At 67.9% G+C, this 13,926-nt stretch carries 11 protein-coding genes; 10 read left to right on the top strand and 1 reads right to left on the bottom strand.

What is annotated here, in order from left to right; translation table 11 throughout:
- Positions 1–52 precede the first annotated feature (52 nt).
- From A7W11_RS24995 to A7W11_RS24950, 10 genes are all read left to right on the top strand, one after another.
- Positions 53–3,286, top strand: a complete 3,234-nt coding sequence (locus A7W11_RS24995; RefSeq protein ID WP_066420525.1) for an efflux RND transporter permease subunit — start codon at positions 53–55, stop codon at positions 3,284–3,286.
- A 35-nt stretch (positions 3,287–3,321) separates the two neighbouring features.
- Positions 3,322–4,839: an efflux transporter outer membrane subunit gene (locus A7W11_RS24990; RefSeq protein WP_156523260.1), complete on the top strand. Its 1,518-nt coding sequence runs from the start codon at positions 3,322–3,324 to the stop codon at positions 4,837–4,839.
- Complete coding sequence (gene pdxJ / locus A7W11_RS24985) at positions 4,836–5,591, top strand: pyridoxine 5'-phosphate synthase (protein WP_066420523.1); 756 nt, start codon at positions 4,836–4,838, stop codon at positions 5,589–5,591. Before A7W11_RS24990 ends, pdxJ begins: the two co-directional genes overlap by 4 nt.
- A 33-nt stretch (positions 5,592–5,624) precedes the next feature.
- The gene (locus tag A7W11_RS24980; RefSeq protein WP_066420521.1) at positions 5,625–6,314 is read left to right on the top strand and encodes a GntR family transcriptional regulator; all 690 of its coding nucleotides are present in this window, start codon (positions 5,625–5,627) and stop codon (positions 6,312–6,314) included.
- A gap of 55 nt (positions 6,315–6,369) precedes the next feature.
- Complete coding sequence (locus A7W11_RS24975) at positions 6,370–6,966, top strand: SH3 domain-containing protein (RefSeq protein WP_066420519.1); 597 nt, start codon at positions 6,370–6,372, stop codon at positions 6,964–6,966.
- A 174-nt stretch (positions 6,967–7,140) separates the two neighbouring features.
- Positions 7,141–7,647 (top strand): holo-ACP synthase, encoded by a 507-nt coding sequence (gene acpS, locus A7W11_RS24970; protein WP_082887473.1) that lies wholly within the window; start codon positions 7,141–7,143, stop codon positions 7,645–7,647.
- The gene (gene nagZ, locus A7W11_RS24965; protein ID WP_066420515.1) at positions 7,634–8,692 is read left to right on the top strand and encodes a beta-N-acetylhexosaminidase; all 1,059 of its coding nucleotides are present in this window, start codon (positions 7,634–7,636) and stop codon (positions 8,690–8,692) included. Before acpS ends, nagZ begins: the two co-directional genes overlap by 14 nt.
- Positions 8,655–10,487, top strand: coding sequence for an excinuclease ABC subunit UvrC (gene uvrC / locus A7W11_RS24960; protein ID WP_066420507.1), 1,833 nt, complete (start codon positions 8,655–8,657; stop codon positions 10,485–10,487). The genes nagZ and uvrC overlap by 38 nt, the downstream gene beginning before the upstream one ends.
- Positions 10,488–10,567: 80 nt before the next feature.
- Positions 10,568–11,140 (top strand): CDP-diacylglycerol--glycerol-3-phosphate 3-phosphatidyltransferase, encoded by a 573-nt coding sequence (gene pgsA, locus A7W11_RS24955; protein WP_066420503.1) that lies wholly within the window; start codon positions 10,568–10,570, stop codon positions 11,138–11,140.
- A gap of 198 nt (positions 11,141–11,338) precedes the next feature.
- Positions 11,339–12,619, top strand: coding sequence for an MFS transporter (locus A7W11_RS24950; RefSeq protein WP_066420502.1), 1,281 nt, complete (start codon positions 11,339–11,341; stop codon positions 12,617–12,619).
- A 241-nt stretch (positions 12,620–12,860) separates the two neighbouring features.
- Here A7W11_RS24950 and queF read toward each other — a convergent pair whose 3' ends face one another.
- A complete protein-coding gene (queF, locus tag A7W11_RS24945) occupies positions 12,861–13,682 on the bottom strand; it encodes an NADPH-dependent 7-cyano-7-deazaguanine reductase QueF (RefSeq protein WP_066420500.1) in 822 nt (273 codons plus the stop codon).
- Between the last annotated feature and the right edge of the window lie 244 nt (positions 13,683–13,926).

The raw sequence follows: 13,926 nt of genomic DNA, 5'->3' as shown, positions 1-13,926 counted from the left end.
CATGACGCGCCGCGTTCCCCGTCCGTGAGCAGCGCTTTACGAGTCAGCCGACATGCCGCAATTTTTCATCGACCGACCGATCTTCGCCTGGGTGGTTTCCTTCTTCATCCTTCTGGTGGGGATCCTGGCGGTCAACAACATGCCGATCTCGCAGTATCCGGACGTCGCGCCGCCTGCCATCCAGATCACCGCGACTTACCCCGGCGCCTCGGCCAAAGAGGTGTCCCAGTCCGTCACCAGCATCATCGAGGACGAGCTGAACGGCGCCAAGGGCCTGCTGTACTACGAATCGGTCAGCGATGCGTATGGCCAGGCCCAGATCACCGTCACCTTCGCGCCGGGCACCGATCCCGACCTGGCGCAGGTCGACGTGCAGAACCGCGTGTCCAACGTCTCGGCGCAATTGCCGCAGGCGGTGGTGCAACAGGGCCTGCGCTATGAGAAGACCAGCGCCGGCTTCCTGATGATCGTCACGCTGTCATCGACCGATGGCACGATGGACCAGACAGCGCTGGCCGACTACGTCAAGCGCAACATCCAGAACCCGGTATCGCGCGTGGCCGGCGTGGGCCGTTTCCAGCTGTTCGCCGCCCCGCGCGCCATGCGCGTCTGGGTCGACCCGAACAAGCTGGTGGGCTTCAACATGAGCATCGCCGAGGTCAACCAGGCGATCTCCAACCAGAACGTGCTGATCTCGGGCGGCACCATCGGCCAGCCGCCCAACCCCGACAGCCAGCGCGCCACGGCGACCGTCATCGCCAACGGCCAGTTGTCCACGGTCGAGGGGTTCGGCAACATCCTGCTGCGCGCCAATGCCGACGGCTCTCGCGTGCTGCTGCGCGACGTCGCGCGGGTCGAGGTGGGCGCCGACAACTACCAGTTCGGCGCGCGCCTGAACGGCAAGCCCACGGCGGCCTTCGCCATCGTGCTGGCGCCGGGCGCCAACGCCCTGGCCACGGCCGAGGGCGTGAGGAAACAGATGGACGAACTGTCCAAGTTCTTCCCGGCCAACATCAAGTTCGACGTTCCCTACGACACCGCGCCGTACGTGAAGGTCTCCATCACGCAGGTGCTGCACACCTTGGGCGAAGCCATGGTGCTGGTGTTCCTGGTGATGTTCCTGTTCCTGCAGAACGTGCGCTACACGCTGATTCCCGCCCTGGTGGTGCCGGTGGCGATGCTGGGCGCGTTCGCGGTGATGCTGGCGCTCGGGTTCTCCATCAACGTACTGACCATGTTCGCCATGGTGCTGGCCATCGGGATCCTGGTGGACGACGCCATCGTGGTGGTCGAGAACGTCGAGCGCATCATGGTCGAAGAGGGCCTGCCGCCCAAGGAGGCCACGAAGAAGGCCATGCCGCAGATCAGCGGCGCCATCGTGGGCATCACGCTGGTGCTGATCGCGGTGTTCCTGCCGCTGGCCTTCATGAGCGGGTCGGTGGGCGTCATCTACCGCCAGTTCTCGGTCGCCATGGCCGTGTCGATCTTCTTCTCGGCTTTCCTGGCCCTGAGCTTCACGCCGGCGCTGTGCGCCACCATCCTGAAGCCCATCCCCAAGGGCCAGCATCACCAGAAGCGCGGCTTCTTCGGCTGGTTCAACCGCAAGTTCGACGCCACCACCCACAGTTACCAGAACTGGGTGTCGCGCACCCTGCACAAGGGCGGCCGCATGATGCTGGTGTTCGCCGTGCTGGTGGTCGCGCTGGGCTGGCTGTACCTGCGCATGCCGTCGTCGTTCCTGCCCGAGGAAGACCAGGGCTACGTGATCAGCAATATCGAGCTGCCCGCGGGCGCCTCGGCCAACCGCACCATCGAAGTCATCGAGCAGGTGGAAGCCTATTTCCGCAAGATTCCCGCGGTCGAGAACATCATCACGGTGCAGGGCTTCAGCTTCAACGGCAGCGGCCTGAACGCCGCCATCGCCTTCACCACGCTGAAGGACTTCGACCAGCGCAAAGGCGAGGAAAACGGCGCGGGCGCCATCGCGGGCGGCGCCATCGGCAACCTGCTGATGGGCATCCACGATGCCATGGTCTTCACCGTGGTGCCGCCGGCCATTTCCGAGCTGGGCAATGCCAGCGGTTTCGACTTCCGCCTGCAAGACCGCGCCAACGCCGGCACCGACGCGCTGGCCGCGGCCACCGCGCAACTGATGGGCGCCGCGATGCAGAGTCCCAAGCTGGCCCAGGTGCGCATCACCGGCCTGGGACCGGGCGCGCAGCTCAGCCTGGACATCGACCGCCAGAAGGCGGCGGCGCTGGGCGTCGACTTCGCGGAAGCCGCCAACCTGCTGTCGACCGCCGTGGGCTCCTCCTACATCAACAAGTTCCCCAACCAGGGGCGCATGCAGAACGTGTGGGTGCAGGCCGAGCAGAAGTACCGCATGCAGGTCGAGGACGTGCTGCGCCTGAACGCGCGCAACAGCAGCGGCGGCATGGTGCCCCTGTCGTCCTTCGTCACGGCCAAGTGGATCCAGGGTCCGGTGCAGGTGGTGCGCTACAACAGCTACGAGTCGATCCGTATCGGCGGCGATGCCGCGCCCGGCTACACCTCGGGCGAGGCCATGGCCGAGATGCAGCGCCTGATGGGCGAGCTGCCCCCGGGCTTCGGCTACGAATGGAGCGGCCTGTCCTATCAGGAAATGCAGGCCGGCAGCCAGGCGCCCATCCTGATGGCGCTGGCGCTGCTGGTGGTGTTCCTGGTGTTGGCCGCGCTGTACGAAAGCTGGGCCATCCCGCTGTCGGTGATGCTGGTGGTGCCCCTGGGCATGCTGGGCGCCGTGGGGCTGGTGTCGGCCCTGGGCATGTCCAACGACGTGTACTTCCAGGTGGGCATGGTCACCGTGATCGGCCTGGCGGCCAAGAACGCCATCCTGATCGTGGAATTCGCCAAGGACCAGTACGCCCGCGGCATGGGGCTGTACGAGTCCGCGGTCGAGGCGGCGCGCCTGCGCTTCCGTCCGATCTTGATGACCTCGCTGGCGTTCATCCTGGGCGTGGTGCCGCTGGCCATGGCCAGTGGCGCCGGCGCCGCCAGCCAGCGCGCGGTGGGCTTCGGCGTGCTGGGCGGCATGCTGGCCGCCACCCCGTTCGCCGTGATGTTCGTGCCGACGTTCTTCGTGGTGGTGCTGGGCCTGTTCAAGTCCAAGCCGCGCCTCTTGGGCGCCGAAGCGAAGGCATTCGAAGCCGAGCAGGCTGCCAAGCGCGCCGAAGAACAACAGGCCGCCGGCCAGGCGACCGATCCCCAAGCGCCGCGCAATCCGCAAGGCGGCCAGGAGAACAAGTAATGATGGCCCGTTCCATGACCCGGCCCCAACTGGCGATGTCCGCGCGCGGCGTGCTGGCGACTGTTCTGGTCGCCGCGCTGGCGGGCTGCTCGCTGGCGCCCGACTACAAGCGTCCCGGCGCGCCCGTGCAGGCCACGTACCCCGACCAGCCCAAGGTGCAGTTCGGCGATTCCCAGACGAAGTCTGCCGTCAACAGCCAGCCGGCTGCGGCGGTGGCGCCGGCCGGCGCCTACGCCGCCGCCGATATCGGCTGGCGCGAATTCTTCCGCGATCCGCGCCTGCAGAAGCTGATCGAACTGTCGCTGGCCAACAGCCGCGACCTGCGCGTGGCGGTGCTGCGCGTCGAAGAGGCGCGCGCGCAATATGGCGTGCAGCGCGCCTCGCAGTGGCCCAGCATCGGCGCCGGCGTGCAAGGCACGCGCCAGCGCCTGCCGGCCAACATGCGGCAAGGCGGGCCGGATTCGCCCGCCATCTCCAGCCAATGGCAGGCCGGCCTGGGCCTGACGTCGTTCGAGATCGACCTGTTCGGCCGCCTGCGCAATCTGTCCGAGGCCGCCTACCAGCAGTACCTGTCGACCGAGCAGTCGCAGCGCAGCGTGCACATCACCCTGGTTGGGGCGGTGGCCGAGGCCTACTTCAACCTGCGCGCCGCCGAAGTCCAGCTCGACCTGACCCAGAAGACGCTGGCCTCGCGCCAGCAATCCTATGACCTGGTGAAGACGCGCTTCGACGGCGGCGTGGCTTCCGAACTCGACCTGAACCAGTCCAAGTCGCTGCTGGACACGGCATCGGCCGACCTGGCGCAACTGGCGCGCGCCCGTGCCCAGGCGCAGAATGCCCTGGTGGTGCTGACGGGCCTGCCCGGCCTGCCCGCCGACCTGCCGGCGCCGCTCGAGTTCGGCCGCGACCAACTGGTGGCGTCCGTGCCGTCCGGCCTGCCGTCCGACCTGCTCGAACGCCGCCCGGACATCCTGGCCGCCGAGAACCAGTTGAAGGCCGCCAACGCCAACATCGGCGCGGCGCGCGCGGCATTCTTCCCGACCATCTCGCTGACCGGCCTGCTGGGCTCCACCAGTTCGTCGCTGGGCGACCTGTTCAAGGGCGGGCAGGGCTTCTGGAGCTTCTCGCCGTCGATCCAGACGCCGCTGTTCGCGGGCGGCAGCATTCGCGAGGGCCTGAACCTGGCCCGCGCACGCGATAATATCGCCGTGTCGCAATACGAGCAGACGATCCAGCAGGCATTCCGCGAGGTCGCCGACGCGCTGGCCGGAGAAGCCACCTACAATGCCCAGCTCGACGCCCAACGTGCCCTTCAGGTGTCGTCGGCGCGTACGCTGGAACTGTCGGACATGCGCTATCGTGGCGGCATCGACAGCTTCCTGCAGGTGCAGACCGCGCAGGTGGATTTCTTCAACGCGCAGCTCTCGCTGGTGCAGACCGGGCTCAATTCCCTGGTCAACCGCGTCGAGCTGTACAAGGCGCTGGGCGGCGGCTGGAATGAAACGACCGTAGCCGCGCAGCCCGCGCCGCAAACGGCATCTCAGCAACAATGATAGAACTCGGCGTCAACATCGATCATGTAGCCACCCTGCGCCAGCAGCGCCACACGCCTTACCCCGATCCGGTACAGGCGGCGCTGCGGGCCGAGGATGCGGGCGCCGACCTCATCACCCTGCATCTGCGCGAAGACCGGCGCCACATCCAGGACGCCGACGTGCACGCCATCCGGCCGCTGCTGCGTACGCGCATGAACCTGGAATGCGCCGTCACGCGCGAGATGCTGGACATCGCCTGCGCCGTCCGGCCCAGCGACGTCTGCCTGGTGCCCGAGAAGCGCACCGAACTGACCACCGAAGGCGGCCTGGACGTGGTGGGCGGTTTCGAGGCGGTGTCCGATGCCGTGGCGCAACTGGCCGAGGCCGGCATCCGCGTGTCGTTGTTCATCGATCCCGAACCCGCCCAGATCGACGCCGCCGTGCGCGCCGGCGCGCCGGTGATCGAACTGCATACCGGCGCCTATGCCGAAGCCACCCGTCCCGAGCAGGAGCAGGCCGAGCTTGCCCGCGTGCGCGCCGCCGTGGCCCACGGCCTGCGCGCCGGGCTGCGCGTCAATGCCGGTCACGGACTGCACTACGGCAACGTGTCGGCCATGGCCGCCATCGACGGCATCGCCGAACTGAACATCGGCCACGCCATCGTGGCGCAGGCCGTGTTCGACGGTTGGGAAAAGGCCGTGCGCGACATGAAGGCGCTGATGGTGCAGGCGCGCCTGCAAGCGCAGCGCGGCCAGCGGGGCCGCGTCTGATCCTCTGCTGGCCGTTCGCCGAACCGATCCGCCATGCCCCGCACCGCCACCACCGTTGCCGACGCTTCCAGCGAACTGTCCGCCATCGACCTGACGGCGGTCGTCCGCGCGCTCGAAGAAGACATCGTCCTGGGCCGCCTGCATCCGCGCGAACGCCTGATCGAGGACGACCTGATGCGGCGCTTCAACCTGAAGCGCCACGTCGCCCGCACTGTGCTGGGCGAACTGGCGCTGCTGGGCCTGGTCGAGCGGCGCAAGAACATCGGGTGCGAAGTGCGCGCCTTCTCGCCGCGCGAGGTGGCCGACCTCTACCAGATGCGCGAATTGCTGGAAACCGAGGCGGCCCGTCATCTGACTTGTCCGTTGCCACAGGCCGCCCTGCAGGAACTGATCGCCATCCAGCGCGAGCACGACGCGGCCGTGGCGGGGCTGGATCCGCGCGCGGTGTTCCGCAGCAACGTGCGTTTTCACCAGGCGCTGTTCTCGCATTGCGAGAACGCCGTGCTGGCCAAGGCCATCGTCGAATACGCGCGCCAGACGCATGCCATCCGCTTCAGTTCGCTGGCCGATGCGCGCTACCGCGAACGCGCGCGGCAAGAACACTGGGCGATGATCGAGGCGCTGAAAACGGGCCGGCGGGATGACTTGATCCGCCTGTGCCGCGACCACCTGGCGCCGTCGCGCGATGCCTATCTGGCGATGAACCGCCATCTGGCCACTTGAATTTTCCGGGCGGCGTGCAAGCGGCCGCCCTTCGTCCTTTCCTGGAGCGCTTGCAATGCGTGCCCTTGCGGTACTCGTCTGCCTGACCGCCCTGGCGGCTTCCGCCCACGCCGCTGCCCCCGTCGCCGGACGCTATGGTCCGCTGCTGCTGGCGGTGCATGACGGCGTGGTCAGCGGCGTTTTCTCCGAGGCGCGGGGCGGGCAGGGCGGCCCGTCGTTCTCGTGCACCTTCCTGTTCGAGGGCAGGCTGCAGGACGGCAACGCCGACATCGCGGTGCGCCAGGCCGCGCCGGGCGAGAGCATCGAGGGCAAACTCACCTCGCAGGGCGACGCCGTGGCGCTGCAACTGGACGAGAACGGCGACGGTTGCCTGATGACCTCGGGCGACATGGTCAGCGAACCCTATGTGCTGGACCTCGACGACAGGCAGCCGGCATGGATCGGCGCGGGGGTGGTGTCGGCGAAGAAGACGGTGCTGCAGAAGGGGCCGCAGCGCGACGCCCAGCGCAGCAAACCCTATCTGGTGAAATTCGATGCGTTCGCCGTATTGCAGCGGCAGGGCGACTGGCTGCAGGTGCAGTTCGTGGGCGGCAACAAGCCGGTGACGGGCTGGGTGCGGGCATCGGACGTGATGCTGGCGCCCAGGCCGTAGACACACCCGGACGACGGATGACGCGGGCCGCCGTGCGCCGCCCGAGAGCAGCAGGGCAAGGCCTTGCCAGCCCGCTGCGCGATCGATCCGGAGCCTCGCGTATCATTCGTCCATGAGCGTGCCGCAGCGCCATGCGCGCATTCGTTTCATGCGTCCCTGTTTCCAGCGATTCCCATGTCCGACGACTCGACCGCCCCGATTCCTCCCGCCCCCGCCAGCATCGCCGGCATCGGCATGGACCTGATCCGTGTCGACCGCATCGAGCGGGCGCTGGCGCGGCATGGCGACCGTTTCGCCCGGAAGATCCTGGGCGCCGAGGAACTGCAGAAATTCCACGCTCGCCGGCAACGCGATCCGGCGCGCGGCATCCGCTTCCTGGCGACGCGCTTCGCCGCCAAGGAGGCCTTTTCCAAGGCGATCGGACTGGGCATGCGCATGCCCATGACCTGGACGCGCGTGCAGGCGCTGAACGCGCCGGGCGGCCGTCCCGTATTGGTGCTGTCGCCCGAACTGCGGGTCTGGTACGCCGAGCGCTACGGCGCCGCGCACGTCTCGCTGACCGACGAATCCGACATGGCCGCCGCCTACGTGGTGGTCGAGCATCGTCCCGCCGCGATCGCGGCCGGGCTGGCCGCCGCACTCGCCGCCCTACAACAAGGAGCCGCCCATGGCACGTCGTAAATCCAAGCATGTCCTGCCGCCCGGTCCCGTCGTGGTCGACGTGGCCGGCACGCGGCTGACCAAGGAAGAGAAGCGCCGCCTGCGCCATCCTCTGGTGGGCGGCGTCATCCTGTTCGCGCGCAACTTCGAGAACCGCGAGCAACTGTGCGAACTGACCCGCAAGATCCACGAAGCGCGCGAAGAGCCGTTGCTGATCTCGGTGGACCACGAGGGCGGCCGCGTGCAGCGTTTCCGCGACGACGGCTTCACCGTGCTGCCGCCCATGCAGGCGCTGGGCCGCGTGTGGGACCAGGACCCGCTGGGCGCCATGCGCATGGCCACCGCCGCGGGCCATGTGCTGGCCGCCGAATTGCGGGCCTGCGGCGTCGATTTCACCTTTGCGCCCGTGCTCGACCTGGACTACGGCGTCAGCAAGGTGATCGGCACGCGCGCCTTCCACCGCGACGCCCGCGTGGTCGCCATGCTGGCGCGCGCGCTGTCGCAGGGCCTGGCCTCGGCCGGCATGGGCGCCTGCGGCAAGCATTTCCCGGGCCACGGCTGCGTGGGCGCGGATTCGCACCACGAGATCCCCGTGGACCCGCGCACGCTCGAACGCATCATGACCGACGATGCCGCGCCCTACGGCTGGCTGGGCGAGCACGTGCTGCCGGCCGTGATGCCGGCGCACGTCATCTATCCCAAGGTCGATTCGCAACCGGCCGGTTTCTCGCGCCGCTGGATCCAGGAGATCCTGCGCGGCAGGCTGGATTACGAGGGCGTCGTGTTCTCCGACGACCTGACCATGGAAGGCGCCACGGTGGCCGGCGACATCCTGGGCCGCGCCCAGGCCGCCCTGGTCGCGGGCTGCGACATGGTGCTGGTGTGCAACCGCCCCGACATGGCCGACGATCTGCTGGCCCGCCTGGAATTCACGCCCAGCGCCGAATCGGTGGCCCGCATCCGCCGCCTGGCGCCCAGCCGCCGCGCCCTGAACTGGGATACCCTGCAGGCAGACAGCCGTTATCAGCATGCCCGACGAATTCAATCTCAAATCGTTCCTGTCTGACCTGCCGCACCTGCCGGGCGTGTACCGGCACCTGGATGCCGCGGGCGAGGTGATGTATGTCGGCAAGGCGCGCGACCTGAAGAAGCGCGTCTCGTCGTATTTCCAGAAGACGCTGTCCAGCCCGCGCATCGCGCAGATGGTGGCCAAGGTGGCGCGCGTGGAAGTCACGGTCACGCGCTCCGAGGCCGAGGCGCTGCTGCTGGAAAACAACCTGATCAAGCGCCTGCGTCCGCGCTACAACATCCTGTTCCGCGACGACAAGTCGTACCCGTACCTGCTGATCACGGCGCACAAGTTCCCCCGTATCGCGTATTACCGGGGCTCGACCAGCCGCGCCGGCCAGTTCTTCGGCCCGTTTCCCAACGCCTGGGCGGTGCGCGAGACCATCCAGATCCTGCAGAAGGTGTTCCGCCTGCGCACCTGCGAGGACACGGTCTTCGCCAATCGTTCCCGCCCCTGTCTGCTGCACCAGATCGGCCGCTGCACGGCGCCCTGTGTGGACGCCATCACGCCCGAGGCCTATGACGGCGACGTGCGGCGCGCCGCGCGCTTCATGAATGGGTCGGCGCAGGAGGTGCTGGGCGAGATCGAGGCGCGCATGCTGGAGGCATCCATGGACCTGCGCTTCGAGGAGGCCGCGGCGCTGCGCGACCAGATGGGCACGCTGGCGCGGGTGCTGCATCAGCAGACCATGGAAAGCACCAGCGGGGAAGAGGACACCGACGTCATCGCCGTGGCTATCGCGGGTGGCAAAGTCTGCGTGAATCTGGCCATGGTGCGGGGCGGCCGCCACCTGGGCGACAAGCCGTTCTTTCCCACCCATGCCGAAGGCGAGGCCGCGGCCGACGTGCTGGAGGCCTTCGTGGCCCAGCACTACGTGGAAGGGGCGATGCCGCCGGTGCTGGTGTGCTCCCATGCGCTGCCCGACACCGACCTGACGGTCCTGCTGGCCGAACAAAGCCAGGCGCGTCCGCCGCGCGTGCTGACGCGCCCGCAGGGCCTGCGCCGCTCGTGGCTGGAGCAGGCCCAGAAAAATGCCGAAATGGCCCTGGCCCGCGCCCTGACCGAATCGGGCGCGCGCGCCTCGCGCACGCTGGCGCTGGCCGAGGCGCTGGACCTGGATACCGACGAGACCGCACTGGATGCGCTGCGCATCGAGTGCTTCGACATCAGCCACACCGCCGGCGAGGCCACGCAGGCGTCCTGTGTGGTGTACGAGCACCACGACATGCAGCCTTCGCTGTACCGCCGCTACAACATCGTGGGCATCACGCCGGGCGACGACTACGCCGCCATGCGCCAGGTGCTGACGCGCCGCTTCGGCAAGGTCGCCGACGGCGAGGCGGTCATGCCGGGCCTGGTGCTGATCGACGGCGGCAAGGGGCAGGTCGAGGTGGCGCGCCAGGTTTTCGTCGAGCTGGGCCTGGACATCCAGGCGCTGGTGGGCGTGGCCAAGGGCGAGGGCCGCAAGGTTGGCCTGGAGACGCTGGTGTTCGCCGACGATCGGCTGCCGGTGGCGCTGGGCAAGGAGTCCGCCGCGCTGATGCTGATCGCCCAGGTGCGCGACGAGGCGCACCGCTTCGCCATCACCGGCATGCGCGCCAAGCGCGCCCGCGCCCGCAACGTGTCGCGCCTGGAAGAGATCGAGGGCGTGGGCGCGCGGCGCCGCCAGCGGCTGCTGGCAAGATTCGGCGGGCTGTCGGGGGTGACGTCCGCCAGTGTGTCCGACCTGGCGTCGGTGGATGGCATCTCGGACGAACTGGCCGAACGCATCTACGACGCGCTGCACGGTTGAGCCATCCCGCGCGATATTGTGCACCGCCAGCCCCATTCCGCGTCCTGGCCGCCATCGCCCTGAGGTAGCATACGAACACTATGCCTATAAATGTACCGATCATCCTGACCTGGCTGCGCATCGCCTTGATCCCGCTGGTGGTGGGGTTGTTCTACATCCCCGAAAGCTGGATGGCCATCGAGACGCGCGATACGCTGGCGGCCTGGGCGTTCATCATCGCCGCCCTGACCGACTGGTTCGACGGCTGGCTGGCGCGCCGCTGGAACCAGACCTCGGCGTTCGGCGCCTTCCTGGACCCGGTGGCCGACAAGCTGATGGTCTGCGCCGCGCTGCTGGTGCTGCTGGACCTGAACCGTGTCGACGCCTTCATCGCGCTCATCATCATCGGCCGCGAGATCACCATCTCGGCGCTGCGCGAGTGGATGGCCAAGATCGGCGCCAGCGCCAGCGTGGCCGTGCACCGCCTGGGCAAGTTCAAGACCGCCGCGCAGATGATCGCCATTCCCTGCCTGCTGTACGCGCGTCCGCTCTACGGCGTCGACCTGCGCTGGCTGGGCTTCTGGCTGATCATGGTGGCCGCGGTGCTGACGGTCTGGTCCATGCTGTATTACCTGCAGCGGGCCTGGCCGGCCATCCGCGAGAAAGCGCAGTAGCAGGAAAGCGCAGGAGTAGAATCCGTTACGCGGCCTTCAGGGCCGCGTAATCAATTTCAGGCACCTATAGAACCCGACGCGGCGCATCAGACGCCAGCACGGGCGAAACATGACGGAGGGGCTCGCGGCCGCCGTCCCGGAGACAACCCCCGACGCGTCCACGCGCGTCACCAGGGCGGCCATTGGCCGCAAGTACACATGACCACCGCTGCAGATCCCGCCTTGCTCGACACTCCTTTCCTGCGCCGCCGCGATTGGCAGATCATCATGCTGATCGGCGTGGCGCACGCCAGTTCCCATTTCTTCCAGCTGGTGCTGCCGTCGCTGTACGTGGCGCTGGGGCGCGAGTTCAAGCTGGATTTCGCCGAGTTGGGCCTGCTGGTGTCGACGTTCTATGTGGTGTCCGGCCTGGGGCAGGCCTCGTCCGGCTTCGTGGTCGACCGCATCGGGGCGCGCCCGGTGCTGTGGTTCGGCCTGGCGTGCTTCGTGCTGTCGGGCATCCTGATCGGATCGGCCACCGGCTACGCCATGCTGGTGCTGGCCGCCGTCGTGGGTGGGGTGGGCAATTCGGTGTTCCATCCGGCCGACTACTCCATCATGAACCACCGCATCAGCCCGGCGCGCCTGGGCCATGCCTTCAGCACCCACGGCCTGACGGGCAACCTGGGCTGGGCGCTGACGCCAGTGTTCATCGGCACGATTTCCGCCCTGGCCGGCTGGCGCGTGGCCGCCTTCAGCGCGGCGGCGCTGGTGGCCGTGGTGCTGGGGCTGACCATCCTGGGCCGCAATCTGCTGGGCGATCCGGCGGGCAGGCGAGAGGCCGAAAGCGCCGCGCGCGGCACGCAGCAGGCGGCTTCCCGTCCTCAGGAAAGCGCATGGCAGACGCTGCTGGCCCTGCTGGCGCGGCCGGCGTTGTGGGGCGCCTTCCTGTTCTTCGCGTTCTCGTCGATCGCGCTGTCGTCGGTGCAGAACTACACGATTCCGCTGCTGGATCATCTGTATGGCTTGTCGGAACTGGCGGCCAGTTCGGCGTTGTCGGGCTATATGGTGGCGTCGGCGGTGGGCATGGCGGCGGGCGGTTTCCTGGTGTCGGCCACGCCGCGCACCGAGCGCACGGTCATGCTGGCGCTGATCTGCGCGGGGGTGACGCTGGTGGTGCTGGCCATGGGGTGGCTGCCGCCGCTGATCGCCGCGCCGATGGTGGCGGTGGCGGGGTTCTGCTCGGGCGTCGCCGCCCCGTCCCGGGACATGCTGATCCGGCGCGTCACGCCGCGCGGGGCCACGGGGTCGGTGTACGGGCTGGTGTATTCGGGGATGGACGCGGGGGCGGCGTTGGGGCCGCTGGTGTTCGGGTTGCTGCTGGATGCGGGGTTGTCGCATGGCCCGTGGATCGGGGCGGGGGCGGCGTTCGTGATCGCGGCATTGCTGGCGCAGTGGATTGCGCAGCAGGCGCGGCGGGTGGGGCCTGTGGCGGCTTGATCGCCATTCGGGATCTTCTTTTGGCCGGGAAGGGGCGGTTGCGGGCGGTTGGTTGGAGTTCTTCTGGTCGCCGCAGCCGTCCCTGCGAAGTCCCGTCCTCGCGCTTTCGCGCTGCGGGCGCGACTTCTCCGGAACGGCTGCGGCTAGCAGCCGCTTCAATCGGGCGGCCGCGCTTTCTAGCGCCATACCGTGCAAATAGTCAGACAGAGGCGCGACGCCTCTGTCTTCCCCATATCCATCACTACTGCCGTGCCGTGCGCGATTCCGCGATCACGGGCGCGGCGGCGTTGCTGCGCCACGGGTTGATGTCCAGGCCGCCGCGGCGGGTGTAGCGGGCGTAGACGGTCAGTTCTTCCGGGGCGCAGGCGCGCATCAGGTCGGCGTAGATGGTTTCCACGCAGTGTTCGTGAAAGCCCGCGTGCTCGCGGAAGGAGACGATGTACTTCAGCAGCGCCTCGCGGTCGATGGGACGGCCGCGGTAGCGGATCTGCACGCTGCCCCAGTCGGGTTGGCCGGTGACGGGGCAGTTGGATTTCAGCAGGCGCGAGCACAGGGTTTCTTCGACCACGGGGCCGTCCTGGCAGCGCAGCAGTTCGGGCGCGGGCTGGTAGGCATCGATCTCGACGTCCAGCTTGTCCAGGTCGATGCCGTCCAACTCGGCGATCTGCTGGCGGGCGAAGTGCTGCGGCAACATCATTTCCAGGGTGACGGGGGCGCCGGCGGCGGCGCTCAGGTCGCGCTCGAGCCTGTCGCGCAGGGCCTGGGCGTTGTCCAGACGCGTCTGGTTGAACGAATTCAGATAGAGCTTGAACGACTTGGATTCGATCAGATTGGGGCTGTCGGCCGGCACGGTGAACGTGGCCATGGCCACGCGCGGCTTGCCCTTGGGCGTGAGCCACGACAACTCGTAGGCCGTCCAGATGTCGGCGCCCGTCCACGCTGGCGGCTCGGCCAGTGGCAGCGACGCGCGGTTCTGCGCGCGGGCGATGGGGAACAGGACCGAGGGGTCGTACCGGGAAGGATAAGAGACGGTTTGCCCCAGCGGGGCGTCTGACAGCGACATGGTTCAGGCAGGCGGATGACGAGCCTCCATTGTAGGCCTGCGCGACCGTGCAAATTTCGTATTGTGAAACGCTGTTCGCGGCATGCGGAAATGCATGCCGCACTGCAGCGGCAGGGCATTTCATGCCGGGAAACATCGTTTCGCATTGAGAAATTTAATTGGCAACGTGTTGATTTTAATGATTAAAAAATTTTGTCTTCTATAAGACATAAACCTGCGTTGCCGCGCAGCACGAGGAATAGAC

The organism is Bordetella ansorpii, assembly GCF_900078315.1.
Classification (GTDB): domain Bacteria; phylum Pseudomonadota; class Gammaproteobacteria; order Burkholderiales; family Burkholderiaceae_B; genus Bordetella; species Bordetella ansorpii.
Note: the sequence above shows the minus strand (reverse complement) of the source record. Positions and strands in the feature narration are given on the sequence as shown.

Excerpts from the sequence above, each read along its gene's own strand:
- A7W11_RS24995 (WP_066420525.1), top strand. The coding sequence starts at position 53 with ATGCCGCAATTTTTCATCGACCGACCGATCTTCGCCTGGGTGGTTTCC.
- A7W11_RS24990 (WP_156523260.1), top strand. The coding sequence starts at position 3,322 with ATGTCCGCGCGCGGCGTGCTGGCGACTGTTCTGGTCGCCGCGCTGGCG.
- pdxJ (WP_066420523.1), top strand. The coding sequence starts at position 4,836 with ATGATAGAACTCGGCGTCAACATCGATCATGTAGCCACCCTGCGCCAG.
- A7W11_RS24980 (WP_066420521.1), top strand. The coding sequence starts at position 5,625 with ATGCCCCGCACCGCCACCACCGTTGCCGACGCTTCCAGCGAACTGTCC.
- A7W11_RS24975 (WP_066420519.1), top strand. The coding sequence starts at position 6,370 with ATGCGTGCCCTTGCGGTACTCGTCTGCCTGACCGCCCTGGCGGCTTCC.
- acpS (WP_082887473.1), top strand. The coding sequence starts at position 7,141 with ATGTCCGACGACTCGACCGCCCCGATTCCTCCCGCCCCCGCCAGCATC.
- nagZ (WP_066420515.1), top strand. The coding sequence starts at position 7,634 with ATGGCACGTCGTAAATCCAAGCATGTCCTGCCGCCCGGTCCCGTCGTG.
- uvrC (WP_066420507.1), top strand. The coding sequence starts at position 8,655 with ATGCCCGACGAATTCAATCTCAAATCGTTCCTGTCTGACCTGCCGCAC.
- pgsA (WP_066420503.1), top strand. The coding sequence starts at position 10,568 with ATGCCTATAAATGTACCGATCATCCTGACCTGGCTGCGCATCGCCTTG.
- A7W11_RS24950 (WP_066420502.1), top strand. The coding sequence starts at position 11,339 with ATGACCACCGCTGCAGATCCCGCCTTGCTCGACACTCCTTTCCTGCGC.
- queF (WP_066420500.1), bottom strand. The coding sequence starts at position 13,682 with ATGTCGCTGTCAGACGCCCCGCTGGGGCAAACCGTCTCTTATCCTTCC.